The 15,600-nt window shown below is 60.8% G+C and carries 15 protein-coding genes; all 15 read right to left on the reverse strand.

The genetic code is table 11. The features are described 5' to 3' along the window. Nucleotides 1-19: 19 nt before the first annotated feature. The 15 genes from ftsY to C8D82_RS09530 all read right to left on the reverse strand — a co-directional run bounded on the left by ftsY (nucleotide 20) and on the right by C8D82_RS09530 (nucleotide 15,395). A complete protein-coding gene (ftsY, locus tag C8D82_RS09460) occupies nucleotides 20-949 on the reverse strand; it encodes a signal recognition particle-docking protein FtsY (RefSeq protein WP_116884036.1) in 930 nt (309 codons plus the stop codon). A 25-nt stretch (nucleotides 950-974) separates the two neighbouring features. Next, nucleotides 975-1,487 (reverse strand): transcription antitermination factor NusB, encoded by a 513-nt coding sequence (nusB, locus tag C8D82_RS09465; RefSeq protein ID WP_116884037.1) that lies wholly within the window; start codon nucleotides 1,485-1,487, stop codon nucleotides 975-977. Nucleotides 1,488-1,495: 8 nt separating this feature from the next. Continuing rightward, a complete protein-coding gene (ribH, locus tag C8D82_RS09470) occupies nucleotides 1,496-1,981 on the reverse strand; it encodes a 6,7-dimethyl-8-ribityllumazine synthase (protein WP_116884038.1) in 486 nt (161 codons plus the stop codon). Between the two features lie 145 nt (nucleotides 1,982-2,126). Beyond that, nucleotides 2,127-4,526, reverse strand: coding sequence for a phenylalanine--tRNA ligase subunit beta (pheT, locus tag C8D82_RS09475; RefSeq protein ID WP_116884039.1), 2,400 nt, complete (start codon nucleotides 4,524-4,526; stop codon nucleotides 2,127-2,129). Between the two features lie 19 nt (nucleotides 4,527-4,545). After that, nucleotides 4,546-5,556: a phenylalanine--tRNA ligase subunit alpha gene (gene pheS, locus C8D82_RS09480; RefSeq protein ID WP_116884052.1), complete on the reverse strand. Its 1,011-nt coding sequence runs from the start codon at nucleotides 5,554-5,556 to the stop codon at nucleotides 4,546-4,548. 249 nt (nucleotides 5,557-5,805) lie between these two features. Next, nucleotides 5,806-6,156: a 50S ribosomal protein L20 gene (rplT, locus tag C8D82_RS09485; RefSeq protein WP_116884040.1), complete on the reverse strand. Its 351-nt coding sequence runs from the start codon at nucleotides 6,154-6,156 to the stop codon at nucleotides 5,806-5,808. 24 nt (nucleotides 6,157-6,180) lie between these two features. Further along, nucleotides 6,181-6,381 carry a 50S ribosomal protein L35 gene (rpmI, locus tag C8D82_RS09490; protein WP_116884041.1) on the reverse strand — a complete coding sequence of 67 codons (201 nt, stop codon included), beginning with the start codon at nucleotides 6,379-6,381 and terminating at the stop codon, nucleotides 6,181-6,183. 76 nt (nucleotides 6,382-6,457) lie between these two features. Beyond that, complete coding sequence (infC, locus tag C8D82_RS09495) at nucleotides 6,458-6,961, reverse strand: translation initiation factor IF-3 (RefSeq protein WP_165832974.1); 504 nt, start codon at nucleotides 6,959-6,961, stop codon at nucleotides 6,458-6,460. A 105-nt stretch (nucleotides 6,962-7,066) separates the two neighbouring features. After that, a complete protein-coding gene (thrS, locus tag C8D82_RS09500) occupies nucleotides 7,067-8,797 on the reverse strand; it encodes a threonine--tRNA ligase (protein WP_116884053.1) in 1,731 nt (576 codons plus the stop codon). Nucleotides 8,798-8,954: 157 nt separating this feature from the next. Then, nucleotides 8,955-9,626, reverse strand: a complete 672-nt coding sequence (locus C8D82_RS09505) for a ribonuclease HII (protein ID WP_116884043.1) — start codon at nucleotides 9,624-9,626, stop codon at nucleotides 8,955-8,957. A gap of 14 nt (nucleotides 9,627-9,640) precedes the next feature. After that, a complete protein-coding gene (gene rplS, locus C8D82_RS09510; protein ID WP_116884044.1) occupies nucleotides 9,641-9,988 on the reverse strand; it encodes a 50S ribosomal protein L19 in 348 nt (115 codons plus the stop codon). Continuing rightward, nucleotides 9,985-10,686 carry a tRNA (guanosine(37)-N1)-methyltransferase TrmD gene (gene trmD / locus C8D82_RS09515; protein ID WP_116884045.1) on the reverse strand — a complete coding sequence of 234 codons (702 nt, stop codon included), beginning with the start codon at nucleotides 10,684-10,686 and terminating at the stop codon, nucleotides 9,985-9,987. The genes rplS and trmD overlap by 4 nt, the downstream gene beginning before the upstream one ends. Before the next feature lie 20 nt (nucleotides 10,687-10,706). Then, nucleotides 10,707-11,066, reverse strand: coding sequence for a KH domain-containing protein (locus tag C8D82_RS09520; protein ID WP_116884046.1), 360 nt, complete (start codon nucleotides 11,064-11,066; stop codon nucleotides 10,707-10,709). Between the two features lie 48 nt (nucleotides 11,067-11,114). After that, the gene (rpsP, locus tag C8D82_RS09525; protein WP_116884047.1) at nucleotides 11,115-11,498 is read right to left on the reverse strand and encodes a 30S ribosomal protein S16; all 384 of its coding nucleotides are present in this window, start codon (nucleotides 11,496-11,498) and stop codon (nucleotides 11,115-11,117) included. 360 nt (nucleotides 11,499-11,858) lie between these two features. Continuing rightward, nucleotides 11,859-15,395, reverse strand: coding sequence for a beta-galactosidase (locus C8D82_RS09530; protein WP_116884048.1), 3,537 nt, complete (start codon nucleotides 15,393-15,395; stop codon nucleotides 11,859-11,861). Between the last annotated feature and the right edge of the window lie 205 nt (nucleotides 15,396-15,600).

Genomic DNA, 15,600 nt, shown 5'->3' on the forward strand with positions numbered 1-15,600 from the left:
GTATCGGACGCTTGCCGCGTCACTTGCTCTCTTCGCCGAACAACGCTCCGGCGTAGTATTCCGCACTGAAAGGCTGCAGATCCTCCGGCTGCTCGCCGAAACCGATGAAGAAGGTCGGCAGCTCGAATTCCTGATGCAGCGCCACCACCATGCCGCCCTTGCCGGTGCCGTCCAGCTTGGTCAGCACCAGACCGGTCACGCCGGTGGTCTTCGTAAATTCGCGGGCCTGGTTCACCACGTTGCCGCCCAGACTCGCATCCACGGTCAGCCACACCTCGTGCGGCGCGCCGGGATAGACCTTTTCAATCGAACGGCGGATTTTCGCAAGCTCGTCCATCAGCCCTTTCTGGTTGTGCTGCCGCCCGGCGGTGTCGATCAGCAGGAAATCCGCGCCGCGCGCCAGCGCCGCCTGCGTCGCGTCGAACGCCACACTGGCCGGGTCCGCGCCGTGCTTCGCCGAAACCACCTGACAGCCGGTCCGCTCGCCCCACAACTGGAGCTGTTCGACCGCCGCCGCCCGGAAAGTGTCGCAGGCGGCCAGGATCACTTTCTTATTCTCCGCCTTGAGCCGCGCGGCCAGCTTGCCGATCGTGGTGGTCTTGCCGCTGCCGTTCACGCCGACCATCAGGATCACGGTCGGCTTGCCCTCCGGCGCGAAGTTGACCGGGCGGACGCGGGAGTTCAGAATCGTCGTCACCGTCTCCATCGCCACCTTGACCAGATCGGCGTCGGTCGCAATTTCGCCGCGCTCATACCGGTCCCGGATGTCGCCGACGATCCGCAGCGAGGCCGGCACCCCGAAATCCGCCTGGATCAACATCGCTTCGAGGTCGTCGAAGGAGGCCGCGCCGTGCGCCTTGATCCCGGTGAACATCCCGGCGATCGTGCGCGTCACTTTGGTAGTGGTCTTCTCCAGCCCCCGCTTGAAGATGGAAAAAATCGATTTCATCTGCAATCCCCCGTATAAAAATCCGTCACTCCGCCGCAGGCTTCCTTTTATCGCCGCGGGGCGAACGCTTCAAAGTGTCCTTGACACCGTTCAATACACCGTTGATGAAGTTTCCGGCCGCTTCGCCGGAGTAGTCGCGGGCGATCTCCACCGCCTCGTCGATGCTGACCACCGGAGGGACCTCCTCCTCGTACAGCATCTCGGCGACCGCGATCCGCATGATATTGCGGTCGACCACCGAAAGCCGGTCCCACTCCCAGTTCTCCGAACGGGCCTGAATCGTCGCGTCGATCTCCTCTTTGTGGACCGCCACATTGTTGTAAAGCTGCTGCGCGTATTCGCGCCCCTTGCGGGCCAGCCGGTTTTCCTGCAGCGCGTGCTGCTCACGCACCTCCTCGAAGAACTGGCCGAACGTCGCCGCCGAGGGCAGCTCATCGCGCATGTCGCAGCGGAACAGATACTGCATCGCCAACTCGCGCCCCAGCCGCTTCGCATGGGGTTTGAAACCGGCCTGATCGTTAACTTCGTCGTCGAACATATACAGCCTTACCGGATCGCTTTATTCAGGTTGGCCATTTCGATCGCCGCCAGCGCCGCATCCACACCCTTGTTTCCGGCTTTGGTGCCGCTGCGTTCGATCGCCTGTTCGAGGTTCTCGGCGGTGATCATCCCGTAGGTGACCGGCACGCCGAACTCCAGTCCGAGCTGGGCGAGGCACTTCGCGACTTCGGAGTTGATGTATCCGGCATGGGCGGTCGCCCCCTGGATCACCACGCCGAGCGCGAGGATCGCGTCGTACTTTTCGGTCCTGAGCATCTTCTTGATCGCAAACGGGATCTCATAGGAGCCCGGCACGTAGGCGACCGAAACATCGTTCGCGTCGCCGCCGTGGCGCACGATCGCATCCATCGCGCCGTCCAGCAATTTGCTGACGAAGAAGTCGTTGAACCGCGCGCACACGATCCCGAACTTGAGCCCCCGGGCCTCCAGGCTGCCTTCAAACACCGTACCGGCAGATTTGTTATTCGCCATATTCAGTATTCCTTCCCAATCTTATATGTGAATTTCCGTTCTTTCACCGTATCCCCGCCATCCGCACTCAACGCCGGCCCGGCGGATTCCATCATCCGCCGGAGCCGGCATTGCTCCGAATCACAGGAATTATTCCAAACGCTTTTCAGCGCAATTCCACTTTCAGCTCCTTCGCAAGCTTCTCGCGCAGCTTTTCAAAGCGCGAATTGACTTCGGCGTCGGTCAGCGTCCGCTCCGCGTTGCGGAAGGTCAACTGGTACGCCATGCTCTTTTTATGCTCCGCCTTGAGCTTGTCGTCGACGAAGATGTCGAAGAGCCGCACCGATTCGAGGTCCGCCGGCTTGCTGCGCCGGATGAATTCGAGGATCGCGCCGTGTTCCAGTTTTTCGTCCGCCACGAACGCGACGTCGCGGCTGGTCGCCGGGAACAGCGAGAACGGCACATAGTAGCTCCGGCCGTGGTCGGCGTTCACGATCACCTCCACGTCGAGCTGCGCCGCGAACACCGGATAGGAGGTCCGCCATCCTCTGGTCAGGTCCGCCGCGAGTTCGCCGAAGTGACCGGCCTTCTTTCCTTCGATCCACACCTCGGCCGCACGGCCGGGACGGAACCGGGCGTCGTCCGCCGCCACGAATTTATAGCGTTTCACATTCGCCAGCTCGAACAGCGACTCCAGCGCCCCCTTGAGGTCGTAGAAGTCGTACTCTTCCTTAAGCTCCGCCGAATACCGTTCCGGCTGCCGCAGGCCCGAAAGCGCCATGCACAGCTCGAACCGCTCCTCCGGGAACAGCTCCGCATTCCCGCAGAACACCTTGCCGACTTCAAACAGCCGCAGGTTCAGATTGCGGCGGGAGATGTTGCGCTCGATCGTGCCGAGCATTTCGCCGAGCAGCCCCGGCCGCAGCACCGCCAGCTCCAGGCTCAGCGGATTCTTCAGCTCGATCAGGTCCTCGCGCCGGAAGCGGCGATCCGCCAGCGCCGAATTCACATTGACCATGCTGTAATGCATACACTCGTAGAAACCGAGGTCGATCACCCGGTCCCGCAGGGTCTGGAGCGCCTGATAGGCGTCCTCGCGGATCGAGCCGCACATCTTCGCGGCGACCGGAATTTCAGGAATCCGGTCCAGCCCGTTGATCCGCGCCACCTCCTCGGCGAGGTCCGCCTCGCGCTCCAGATCGAGCCGGAACAACGGGGCAGTCACGGTGCAGCCTCCGGAAGTCACATCGTCCACTTTCAAATGGAGCTTGCGGAAGATGTCCGCGATCCGCTCGTTGGAGACCTCCGCGCCGATCAGACTGCGGATGCGGTCGAAACGGCACGGGATCACCTTTTCGGCGGGACGGCCGGAGTTCACATCGACCTTTTCGGAAGCCAGTTCGCCGCCGGCGGTCGCCAGGATCAGCTGCACCGCGCGGTCGCTGGCCAGAGAAGCCATGTCGTAATCCACGCCGCGCTCATAACGGTAGCTCGAATCACTGGAAATGCCCAGCTCGCGGCTGGTCGCCCGGATGTTCGACGGGAAGAACACCGCGCTTTCCAGCAGTACGTCGGTGGTCGCTTCGGTCACGCCGGAGTATTCGCCGCCCATCACGCCCGCCAGCGCCATCGGCTTGACCGCGTCCGCGATCACCAGATGGCGCTCCTGCAGCGTCAGGGTCTTGCCGTCCAGCGTGGTGATCTCTTCGCCCGGCTTCGCCCGGCGCGCGACCACGCGTTTGCCCTCCAGTTTATCGAGGTCGAACGCGTGCAGCGGCTGTCCCAGCTCCATCAGCACGAAGTTGGTCACGTCGACCACGTTATTGATCGAACGCAGCCCGATGCTTTCCAGCCGCTCCACCAGCCACTTCGGGCTGGGGCCGACCTTCACGTTTCTGATCACGCGGCCGATATAGCGCCGGCAGAGGTCCGGGGCTTCGACGGTCACCAGACCGGGAGCCGGGATGTCGCACTCCGGTACCGTGATCTCCGGCAGTTTCGCCGGAGTATCCAGCAGACAGGAGACATCGCGCGCCACGCCCCACATTGACAGCCAGTCGGGGCGGTTCGGCGTGACTTCGACCTCGATCCGGGTGTCGCCGGGGAACAGGGTTTCGACCGGCGTGCCGAGCTTCAGCGACGAATCAAGGATCATCAGCCCTTCGTGATTGTCCGAAAGCCCCAGCTCCTTTTCGCTGCACATCATCCCCATCGACTCGACGCCGCGCAGCTTGGATTTCTTGATCTTGAAATCCCCTTCCGGGGTATGGAACACCGTGCCGATGGTCGCCACGGGCACCACATTGCCCGCGTCGCAGTTCGGAGCGCCGCAGACGATCTGAATCGGCTCGCCCTGCCCGACATCCACCCTGCAGACCGACATGTGGTCCGAATCCGGGTGCGGTTTGCGTTCGAGAATCCTGCCGACCACCACGCCGGCCGGAACGGTACCGGCGGATTCGACCGCCTCCACCTCAATACCAGCCATCGTCAGTTTGTCGCAGAGCGTCGGGATATCGCAGTCGATCGCGACGTATTGGGCCAGCCAGTTACGGGAAATATCCATTTGTCAAAGTTCCTCTCTGTCAGAACTGTTCGAGGAAGCGAACATCGTTTTCATACAAAAGGCGAAGGTCGGGAATCCGGTAGCGGAGCATCGCAAGACGCTCGATGCCCATGCCGAACGCGTAACCGCTCCAGACTTCCGGATCGTAGCCGACATTCTTCAGCACCGCCGGGTCAACCATGCCCGCCCCGGCGATCTCGATCCAGCCGGAGTGCTTGCAGACCGGGCATCCCTTGCCGCCGCACATGATACAGCTGAAATCGTACTCGACCGACGGCTCGGTAAACGGGAAGAAGTGCGGCCGCAGCCGGATCTTCACCTTCGGGCCGTACATCTCGGTCGCGAAGGTCTGCAGTATGCTCTTCAAGTCCGCCATCGACACGCCCTTGTCGATGTAAAGCCCCTCGATCTGGTGGAAGTTCATGCCGTGGGTCGCATCCGGGGTGTCGCGGCGGAACACGCGGCCGGGAGCCACGATCCGCACCGGCGGCTCGTGCGATTCCATCACCCGGATCTGCACCGGGCTGGTCTGGGTGCGCAGGATGCGGCCGTCGTTGAAGTAGAAAGTATCCTGCGGGTCGCGCGACGGATGGTCCTGCGGCGTATTCAGCGCGTCGAAGTTGTGGAAGATGTCCTCGATTTCCGGCCCTTCCGCGACGATGAAGCCCATGCGGCGGAAGATCGCCACGCACTCGTCGGCCAGCATCGTGATCGGATGCTTGCGGCCGGTTTTCCAGCGGCGGCCGGGCAGCGACAGGTCGATCGCCTCTCCGGACCCGCCGTCGGCGGAGGCGAGCCGGGCGGTCGCCGCGTCGATCAGCTCCTGGACCTTGTTGCGGCCCGTATTGAAAGCGCGGCCGGTATCCTTGCGCTCCTCCGGCGGGACACTGCCCATCTCCTTGGAGAGGGCCGGGAACAGGCCGTTGCGCCCGAGGTAATCGATTCGGATCTGCTCGACGGCCGCGGCGTCGGCAGCCGCGGCGGCCTTCGCCCCGGCTTCGGCCAGCGCCTGATTGATTTTCTCAATAATCGTATTCATAAAAACTCATCAACTTTGGTTTGACAACACACTCTTCCGGAACCGGCATACCGCCGCGGAGGGCACGGGAAACCCGGAAAACCGCACGGCCTTCCACGTTTTCAGTACCTTCAGCGGCGGCAGCTAAATCGCTTCACTTCCACATTCCGCATCCTGTTTCCTCCGAAACAAAACAAAAACAGCTTGAAAGCGGTGAAAAAGGTCACCATTTTCAAGCTGTCAGCTCAAACGGTTTGAGTCTTAGGCCTGGGTGACTTTTTCCACCAGGGCCTTGAACTCCGCCGGCTCATTGACCGCGAGATCGGCCAGAACCTTGCGGTTCAGCTCGATGTTCGCCTTCTTCAGGCCGTTCATGAACTGGCTGTAGTTCACATTCAGCGCGCGGCAGGCGGCGTTGATGCGCACGATCCACAGACCGCGGTACTGCTGCTTCTTCTGCTTGCGGCCCTTGTAGGCATGGACCAGCGCCTTGTCAACCGCATCGTAAACGGTACGGATGTTCTTGCTGCTGTTGCCATAGAAACCCTTGGCCATCTCCAAAGTGCGTTTGCGGCGCTTGCGGGACGGAACGGCATACGTAACTCTTGACATTCTCTATTTCCTCCGTCTTCTGGATTACAGGCCGTAAGGCAGCGCGGCCTTGATACGACGCATTTCAGTGGATTTTACGGCTCCATCCTGACGGAGGCGGCGACGACGCTTCGCGTTCTTGGCGGACTTCAGGTGACGGCCGCCGGCCTTGTGGTGGCGGAACTTGCCGGTACCGGTCTCTTTGAGACGCTTCGCGGCGCATTTTCTGGTTTTCAGCTTCGGCATTGTTCTTTTCCTTTATGGATTTGTTTGTTTCCGCCGAGCCGGTCAATGCACCACCGGCTGCGGCGTATCGCATCCCTCAATTATTCTTGGGAGCGAAGTTCACCGAGATATTTCTCCCCAGCATCTTCGGCTTTCCGTCGGCGTCCGCCGCCGGAGCCAGCGCTTCCATGACCTGATCCATCAGCTTGTACGCCAAGTCCTGATGGGCCATCTCACGTCCGCGCAACGCCAGAGTGACTTTTAATCTACACCCCTTTTCCAAAAAGTCAAGGGCGTGCTTTAACTTTGTCTCATAATCGTGATCGTCGATGTTCACATGGAACTTGACTTCCTTCAGCTTCTGAGCGGCCTGATTCTTGCGCTGCGCCTTCAGGTTCTTTTTCTGCTCGTACTGAAGCTTGCCGAAATTCATGATCCGGACCACCGGCGGCGTCGCCCGGTCCGAAACCAGCACCAGATCCATGCCGTAATCCTGGGCCATCTCACGCGCCCGGGCATAGCTCACCACATCCAGCTGCTCGCCTTCCGGTCCGATCAGGCGGACCTCCGGGGCAGTGAACGTACGATCGTTGGGTTTCAACAGCTTAGCGATAACAATACCCTCCCTTCAAACTCTCTCTGTACCGGCGTTGCCGCCCGGGCCGGACGGCGACGCCTCTCTTACCTGCTTTTTATTTACTATAACTTAAATGATTTTATTGTCAACCTCGAAACGCATTTTTTCAACCAATTGGTCGAGCGTCATCGTGCCGAGTTCACCTTCACGCCGGTTCCGCACCGCCATCGTGCCGTCCGCGGCCTCGCGCTCGCCGACGACCAGCATGTACGGAATCCGCTCCTTGCGGGCGTCCTTGATCTTCGCACCGAGGCTGGCCGCCTTCACGTCCACCTCGACCCGGAACCCCTTCAGCCGCAGCTCCTTCTTGAGCGCCATCGCCGCGTCATGCTGCCTGTCGGAGACCGGCAGGATGCGCGCCTGCTCCGGCGCCAGCCACAGCGGGAACGCCCCCGCGTACTGTTCGATCAGGATGCCGAAGAAGCGCTCCAGCGACCCCATCAGCGCACGATGCACCATATAGGGCCGGTGCTTTTTGCCGTCCTCGCCGATGTAGGTCATGTCGAACCGCTCCGGCAGATTGAAGTCGAACTGGATCGTCGCGGTCTGCCATTCGCGGCCGATCGCGTCCTTGACCTTCAGGTCGATCTTCGGGCCGTAGAATGCGCCGCCGCCCTCATCGACCTCGCACTCCAACCCGAGCTTGTCGATCGCTTTGCGCAGCGAAACCAACGCCTTTTCCCACCGCTCCGGCTCGCCGACCGCCTTGGCGGGCCGGGTCGACAGATACGGCTTGATCTCGGTGAAACCGAAGCTCTTCCAGATGTAGAGGCTGAAGCGGAGCACCTCCGCGATCTCATCCTCGATCTGCTCCGGAGTACAGATGATGTGCGAATCGTCCTGAGTGAAGCCGCGCACCCGCAGCAGGCCGTGCAGCGCGCCGGATTTCTCATAGCGGTAGACCGTGCCCAGCTCCGCCCAGCGCAGCGGCAGTTCCCGGTAGGAGCGCAGCCGCGACTGGTAGACCTCGATGTGGAACGGACAGTTCATCGGCTTCACATAGTAGTCCTTCTCGTCGATCTGCATCGGCGAATACATGCCGTCCTTGTAGAACGACAAGTGGCCGCTGGTCTCCCACAGCACACTCTGGCCGATGTGCGGAGTGTACAGCAACTCGTAGCCGTTCTTGTAATGCTCTTCCTTCCAGAAAGTTTCAAAGGTGTGGCGGATGAACGCGCCTTTCGGGTGCCACAACACCAACCCGGGGCCGACATTGTCGGAAAAACTGAACAGATCCAGCTCCACGCCGAGCTTGCGGTGGTCGCGTTTGGCCGCCTCCTCCTGCTGTTTCAGATAAGCTTGCAGATCCTCCTCGGAGGCGAACGCGGTGCCGTAGATCCGCTGCAGCATCTTGTTCTTCTCGTCGCCGCGGAAGTAGCTGCCCGCGATCGACAGCAGCTTCACCGCGCCGATCTCGCCGGAGTTCGCGACGTGCGGCCCGCGGCAGAGGTCGACGAAATCACCGGTCTTGTAAAAGGTGATCTTCGCATCTTCCGGGATGTCGGCCAGGCGTTCGAGTTTGTAGGTCTGCCCGGCTTCGGAAAGCATCTTCTCCGCATCGGCCCGGTTCATCTCAAAGCATTCAAACGGCAGCTTGCGGCCGATCAGCTTCTTCATCGCCTTTTCGATCGCCTTCAGGTCCTCGGTGACCAGCCGGTGCTCCATATCGAAGTCGTAATAAAAACCGTTCTCGGTGGAGGGCCCGATATCGAACTTCGCATCGGGGTAAAGCTGCTGCACCGCCGCCGCCATCACGTGCGCGGCACTGTGGCGGATCGTTTCCAAAGGATAGTTGCTCATGATTCTCTCGCTATAATGTAAACTGTAAAAAAACTTTTTGACCATCAACCAGACATTCCGGCCATTCGACCGGAATCACGCGATAGTGTCGCCCGCGTCGGTGACGCGGGGAAGACCTCTCAATACCACAACCATTGTCAACATCAGTACCGATTCCCTATGCAAACAATTCCGGCTGTTCCGGCGGAGGATCGATGATCTCCCGCACCGGCCGGAAACTTTTCCTGTGCGCCGGGCATGGCCCCAATCGGCGCAGACTCTCCAGATGCGCCGCGGTCCCGTACCCCTTGTGCTCTTTAAATCCGTACCCGGGCCAGCGCAAATCCAGTTCATCCATCAGCCGGTCCCGGTAAACCTTCGCGACGATGCTCGCCGCCGCAATGCTGGCCGAACGGGAATCCCCCTTCACCAGCGCCCGCGACGGACAGGGCAGGTTCTTCACGGGGCGGCCGTCCACCAGAATAAAGTCGACCTCGCCGGCCGCCAGCACCGCCTCGCGCATCGCCCGATGTGTCGCATTCAGAATATTGATCCGGTCGATCTCCTCGACCGGGACCTCCCCGATCCCGATCCGCACGCCCGGCACCGACCGGATCTCCCGGTCCAGCCGTTCGCGGTCGGCAGCTTTCAGCTGCTTCGAATCGTACACGCCGGGCCACGGCACCCCGCGCGGGAACACCACCGCCGCCGCCACCACCGGGCCGGCCAGCGGGCCGCGGCCGACTTCATCGACCCCGGCCACAAAACAAAACCCCTCCTGCCAGCATTCGCATTCCGGCCGGAGGAGTTCGTCGGTTTCCAACAACAATGCCGAACCGTGTTTCGACATCTGCTGCAAACTGCTTACTTCGTGCGCATTTCTTTGACGCGGGCGGCTTTGCCGACCTTGTCGCGCAGATAGTAGAGCTTCGCCCGGCGGACATCGCCGCGGCGGACAACTTCAATCTTGTCGATACGGGGGCTGTTGATCGGGAAAACCCGCTCCACACCCTGACCGGCCTGCACACGGCGAACCGTGAAGGTTTCCTCGATGCCCTTGCCGTGGCGCGCGATCACCGTACCCTGGAACTGCTGGATGCGCTCCGTGTCGCCTTCCACGATCTTCACATGAATCCGGATCGTGTCACCGACGTTGAACTCATGACGTTCCGCCTTCACCTGCTCATTGCGAATCTTGTCGAGTATATTCATTTCAACTCTGTCTCCGTTGTTTGTAAATACATTTCCCATAAATCCGGCCGCCGTTCCCGGGTCAGCCGCTCCGACTGGCGTCGCCGCCACGCATCCACCCTGCCGTGATCGCCCGAAAGCAGCACCTCCGGCACCTTCAGCCCCCGGAACTCCGGAGGCCGCGTGTACTGCGGGTACTCCAGCAGCCCCGCCGAATGCGACTCATCCACGCTGGACTCGTCGTGCCCCAGCACGCCCGGCAACAACCTTATGATCGCATCGGCCATCACCATCGCCGCCAGATTGCCGCTGGTCAGCACGAAATCCCCCAATGAGATTTCCCGGTCGACCGCCAGCTCAATCGCCCGCTGGTCAACCCCTTCGTAATGCCCGGCGATGATCACCAGATGGCGCTTTTTCGCCAGCTCCGCGGCGAGCCGCTGATTGAAGCGCTCTCCCCTCGGGCTGGTCAGAATCACCACGGATTCAGGACGCCGGACCGACTCGACCGCTTCCACGATCGGTTCGACCTTCATCAGCATTCCCGGTCCGCCGCCGTACGGCTTGTCGTCCACCGTGCCGCGCGCGTCATGCGCGAACCTGCGCAGATCGATCGCCTGAATCCGGGCCAGCTCCCTGGCCGCGGCCCGCCCGATAATGCTTTCACCGAGCGGCCCCGGAAACATCTCCGGGAACAGTGTCAAAATATCGATCTGCATTCCAGCCGGCCCGAGCCTCCTCAGTCGAGAACCTCGACCGAGACCCGTTTCCGCTGACGGCCGGCAGCGCCGGAGACCAGCGAACGGATCGCCATGATGGTCTTGCCCCGCTTGCCGACGATCTTGCCGATATCTTCCTTCCGGCAGGTAATCTGGATCGTGCAGCCCTCGTCGTTCTCCTCGCTCTTGATATTCACTTCGTCGGGATAATCAACGAGCAGCCGAACCACATAGTCCACAAATCCCTCCAGATCCCGGAGACTGCCGGGATTGCCGGAGCCGGCCTTGCAGCTGCACGCCTTGTCGGCGCAGCAACTGCCCGCGGCCGAGCTTTCGCTCTCGCCGCCGCCGGTCAGAAATTTCAATAATGCCTTAAGCATTCCAACGTTTCCTTTACTTGTCTTTTCCGGACTCAACCGGAAAGCGCATTACGCCTCGGGAGCGGCGGCCTCTTCAGCCGGAGCTTCGGCGGCTGCCTTGGCAGCGGCTTCCGCTTCCGCCTTGGCCTTCGCCTCGGCTTCCAACTTGGCTTTCGCCTTCTTCGACAGAGACGGCTTGCGGACAATGTCCTTCAGGCTCTTGCCTTCGCGCACCCGGGCGGCGATCGCCTCGACGGTTTCGGAGAAGGAGGCGCCGACGCCTTTCCAGTAATCAACGCGCTCGATATTGATCTTTTCCTCTTTGCTGCGCGGATTGTAGAAGCCCAATTCCTCGATCGCCTTGCCGTCGCGGCTGGAACGCTGATCCATTACCACAATGCGGAAGCAAGCCGCGTTACGAGTTCCGGTACGCTTCAATCTGACTCTGACCATAACTAATTCAACCTCTTTAAATTTTGTAACAAATGCAACAGGTACAATCGTTTTCGCACACAACAACACCGCCGGCGCGCCTCAACGATACGACAACAGCCACGTTATAATTCGTCGCATCGGCACCCGGCCGCGGATTCCCAGGCCCGAGGATATGACCATAAATCCGCCATATTGCGGTACAAGAATTCTTAATATAACAGCTTGAACAACATTCTGCAAGCCGGTTTCACAAAAAAAAACGCTTTTCAGAAAATCCTCCACCCCCTCCCCGTTCAAGGAACACGGCATCCGGGATTTCGCCTCCGGCGACCAAGGGCGAAGCGCCCTGCTCGCTCCAAAGGAGCGAAATCCCGACTTCTACTTTGCGCGGAGCAGCAGCGGCTTCAGCGGCGGCAGCTCGAACTCATTGTCGAACGCCTCTTCGCGGATCAGGTCGAAAAAGGCGAGTTCGCTTTTCAGCCTGAGCTTGCGGGGGGCTTCGGTGTAATTCACCAGATTGACCAGCCGGCCGCCTCTGCCGTCGGGAACGACCCGGAAAAAGATGCCGTCGCAATCCCCCTCAAGCTCCACCGGGAGCGGAACGACCGGGTCGAAGTAACGCTTTTTCAATTCGGGCGCCTTGATGAAATCCGGCAGGATTTCGGGGCGGAAGGCGAGCTTGAGCGGCCGGTTGAACTCGTCGAAGCGAAGGCTGTGACGGTCCGCGACGACCTTGCCCGGAAACTTCGCCAGGGCGTCCGCCGCCACCCGCGACACGTTCGCACTGCCGATGACGAAAAGCAGCCGGGTCTTCCCGAGCTTTCCATCGACCAGCTGCTTTTCGCTCAGAAAGCGGAGCCGATGGCCGGTAAAAGCGCTCTGCGCGTAGAACTTGAACAGTTCATTTTTCAGCAGCGCCGGGTTGAAGGCGGTAGAAGTCGGGCTGTACAGAATCGCGATTTCCGGTTCGTATGCGGTGAACGCCTTGAGTTCGCCCGCCAGCCGGACCGCGTCCAGCGCGGCGATTCCCTGCGCGATCACGTTTCCGGGACGCAGCGCGATGTTGCCCTGCAGGTCCTTGTGGGTGTTCCGGGCGCTCTCGGGGGAGTAGTCCACCCAGACCCATGTGACCAGCGCGGAGGCTCCGGTCACGTGCTGCTGGAAGTTGACGGTGTAAATGTGATCATTCGGTATCGGCCGCCGTTCGGAATCGCGGATGATGTGGTTTTCGGCGTTCACAATGGAGGCGGGCTTCATCGAAAACTGCAATTCGTGACCGAGCGCGAACTGCACCCAGTCGGAGAGATAGCCGCCCTCTTTGTAGTTGCCGTAGTTGTCGTTGCCGTTGTAGTCGCTGAATTCCGCAAACATCTCCGGATCGATCGCGTGCGATTTGTCGAAGGTCGAATTCATGATCATGATCTTGGCGTGAACCGGCATCCCCGGCCAGACCGCCCGGACCTCGTCGGCCAGGAATTTCGCCCAGTTCTTCATTTCGCTGCGGCGGTAGAGCGCGAATTCGGCGTCGACCGCCGGATTCTTCACGCCGGCTTCCACCACCGCGTCGAAGGAGGGGAACTCCCCGCCCGCGGCCCGGTTGAAGGCGGCGACGGAACCGAACTTCTTTTCCAGATATTTCCTGAACTCTCCGCGCAGGAACGGCTCCTGCAAAGTTCCGGTGAAGGTCGGTTCGTTCAGGATGCAGATGCTGTGGATCGCCGCCGCGTAAGGCTGCTGCCGGAGACGGCCGAGAAAGTCGCGGATATAGGCTTTCATCATCCGGCGCGCTTCGGGATGGGCGATGTTGTATTTCAGGAAGCCGGAGGCCAGCTTCGCCTCCGGGTGCGCTTTCTCCCACCACTCCGGGCTGTAGTGCGGGCTGATCAGCAGCACCACCGGCATGCCGTTGGCCCAGCTCTCGGCGAGCATCGGGCCGAACTCCCGTTCAAGGTCGGAGAAATCCGGATCGAACTCCCGTTTTTCCCCGCGCCGGGGATAGAGGCTCCTGGGGCCGCGCTCTATCTGGATGACATTCGCGCCATATTTCGGGAAGTTCGGGAAATCCCGCCGCATGTTCGCGAAGTGGCCGTAACCGACGAACACCACGTCGCGCTCCTCCACTCTCCCATCCGAACTTTGCAGTTTCGCCTTCGGCCAGCCCTCCGCCAGCCGGATCGGCCCGGGAATATAGCGCCAGGTCACCGGCAGCTTGCGGCCGCGCTTCAACTCGCCCGCCAGCCGTTCGAGATCGTCCAGCGCGGCTTCGGCGTCCGGCATCACCATCAGCAGCCGTTCAGCGTGGAGGCGCTTGTCCCCTGCCCTGTCCATCCGCTCCCGGAAACGGGGCAGGAAATCGCCGAGCACATTCAAGGGAAGCCTCACATACTCCGACTTCTCGTTTGCCAGCTCCCGCCGCAGCGTTTCCAGCCGCCGCAGCGCCGCATCCAGCCGGGCGGACTGCTGTTTGATCAGGTCGGCTTTCTTCACCGCGTATCCGGCGAGCGGTTCGCCGTTGGCACGGAATTCGATCCGGCACTCGCCGTCGGCCAGATTCCCCGCCGGAATCGCATACTCCAGTTTGATCATATCGCCCGCGCCCGTTTTCGGAATCTCCCTGAGCGGAACCAGATGCACCCTGCCCGCACCGTCAGTCACGGCGGCTTCGAGCCGGAGCGGCGCTTTCAGGTTCGCGCCGACCAGCGTGCCGGTGAATGCGTCGGTCGAAAGCAGGTTCGCGGGAGAGGCGCCGAGCACCGGGTGCCCGGTATCCAGCAATGCCTTCACATATTGCGTGCTGTACTTGGCGTCGTGAAGCCCGGGAGTCAGGAAATAGACGTCGCGCCGTTTATTCGCGTTGAGGTCGTTCACCACCACATTGAAGGTGAAATAAGGCGGTTTCAGTGCGGCCAGATAGTTCCAGCCGATCACTCCGGCGATGAAATAGCCGTCGCGGCCGCGATGCCCGAACCACTGCGAGGAATCGGCGGGCAGTTCGCCGCCGCCCGAATAGTTCCAAGTGCGGATCGTCCCCGTCTTTCCCACGGAAACGCCGAATTCGAGGTCGGATTCATTGGCCCTGTCGTTGGCCAGTCCCGCCTGGTCAAGCCGGATCTGGACCGAATCATTCTTCCACATCAGTTCGCCCTCGCCGGGATTCGGGCTGGAATCCTTCACTTCCACCAGAAAAATCAGCCCGCGTTCATTGTGCATCAGTGCGGCCTCAGCGGAAAACCGCTTCGGGTCGGGCATGGCTCCGGTGCCGGAAAATTCCGGCGAGGACGGAATCTTCATCACCGGCACCCCTGCCGGGATCGTCCGCAGTTTCGACAGCTCGCCGGAAAACTCCGGGACAACGCAGACCCGTTCCCGCTGGAACTCCGCCGGTGAAACGACCGCGTTTCCCTCCTCGGTGATCGAAATCTCATCGATCAGGATTTTGCCCGCCGTATCCTCGACGATCAACACAACCGGAGCTTTGCCGTTCTTTTCGAGCTGCTCCGGCTTCAGGGTAAAGCGATAGGAACAGCTCCGCCACTCCGGCCCGATTCCCTGCGGCCGGAAGCGCAGATGCCACCCTTTGCCGATGCAGACCAGAAAGCCGTTTGCATTCTCGCCTTTCGCCTTGAATTTCAGCACATAGGGAACTCCCGCCCGGAGCGGCGCCTCCTGCACGACCATCCCGTAGACATTGGGCTGGCGCGCCGAAGCGCTGGCAAAGCGCAGCGCCTGTTTGCCGTCGGTCGCGGATTCATCGGTCACGGCGATTTCCGCCTGAGCGTCGCCGCTGACGGCGAAGTGCCAATTCTCCGGAACGCCGCCGGGAGAACCGAGTTCAAAGGAACCGTTTTTGAGCAGGTTCCCGCCATCCGCCACACAGCAACCGATCAGGAGTCCGCAAAAGAGCAAAGTACGCATCGCCTTCTCCTTACATAATAAACGCCGTGTGCAAGTTTTATTGGTAAAAAACGAAAAAGAGCATGCTTGGGCTATTAATAGCCGAAATATCGATTAAGTTAGGTTAGCTACAACCAACTTAGAAAGGTATTCAAGCATGCTCACGGAAGACTATATCACCGAAGTGTATTGTTTCATAGACGACATGATGAAAGAATGTTGGAAA

The sequence above is a fragment of the Victivallis vadensis genome, assembly GCF_003096415.1.
Taxonomy (GTDB): Bacteria; Verrucomicrobiota; Lentisphaeria; order Victivallales; family Victivallaceae; genus Victivallis; species Victivallis vadensis.

Bases quoted from the DNA above. Each gene is read 5' to 3' on its own strand.
- rplS (WP_116884044.1), bottom strand. From the start codon at position 9,988: ATGAATATACTCGACAAGATTCGCAATGAGCAGGTGAAGGCGGAACGT.
- ribH (WP_116884038.1), bottom strand. From the start codon at position 1,981: ATGGCGAATAACAAATCTGCCGGTACGGTGTTTGAAGGCAGCCTGGAG.
- C8D82_RS09530 (WP_116884048.1), bottom strand. From the start codon at position 15,395: ATGCGTACTTTGCTCTTTTGCGGACTCCTGATCGGTTGCTGTGTGGCG.
- pheT (WP_116884039.1), bottom strand. From the start codon at position 4,526: ATGGATATTTCCCGTAACTGGCTGGCCCAATACGTCGCGATCGACTGC.
- C8D82_RS09505 (WP_116884043.1), bottom strand. From the start codon at position 9,626: ATGTCGAAACACGGTTCGGCATTGTTGTTGGAAACCGACGAACTCCTC.
- ftsY (WP_116884036.1), bottom strand. From the start codon at position 949: ATGAAATCGATTTTTTCCATCTTCAAGCGGGGGCTGGAGAAGACCACT.
- nusB (WP_116884037.1), bottom strand. From the start codon at position 1,487: ATGTTCGACGACGAAGTTAACGATCAGGCCGGTTTCAAACCCCATGCG.
- rplT (WP_116884040.1), bottom strand. From the start codon at position 6,156: ATGTCAAGAGTTACGTATGCCGTTCCGTCCCGCAAGCGCCGCAAACGC.
- rpmI (WP_116884041.1), bottom strand. From the start codon at position 6,381: ATGCCGAAGCTGAAAACCAGAAAATGCGCCGCGAAGCGTCTCAAAGAG.
- trmD (WP_116884045.1), bottom strand. From the start codon at position 10,686: ATGCAGATCGATATTTTGACACTGTTCCCGGAGATGTTTCCGGGGCCG.
- C8D82_RS09520 (WP_116884046.1), bottom strand. From the start codon at position 11,066: ATGCTTAAGGCATTATTGAAATTTCTGACCGGCGGCGGCGAGAGCGAA.
- rpsP (WP_116884047.1), bottom strand. From the start codon at position 11,498: ATGGTCAGAGTCAGATTGAAGCGTACCGGAACTCGTAACGCGGCTTGC.
- thrS (WP_116884053.1), bottom strand. From the start codon at position 8,797: ATGAGCAACTATCCTTTGGAAACGATCCGCCACAGTGCCGCGCACGTG.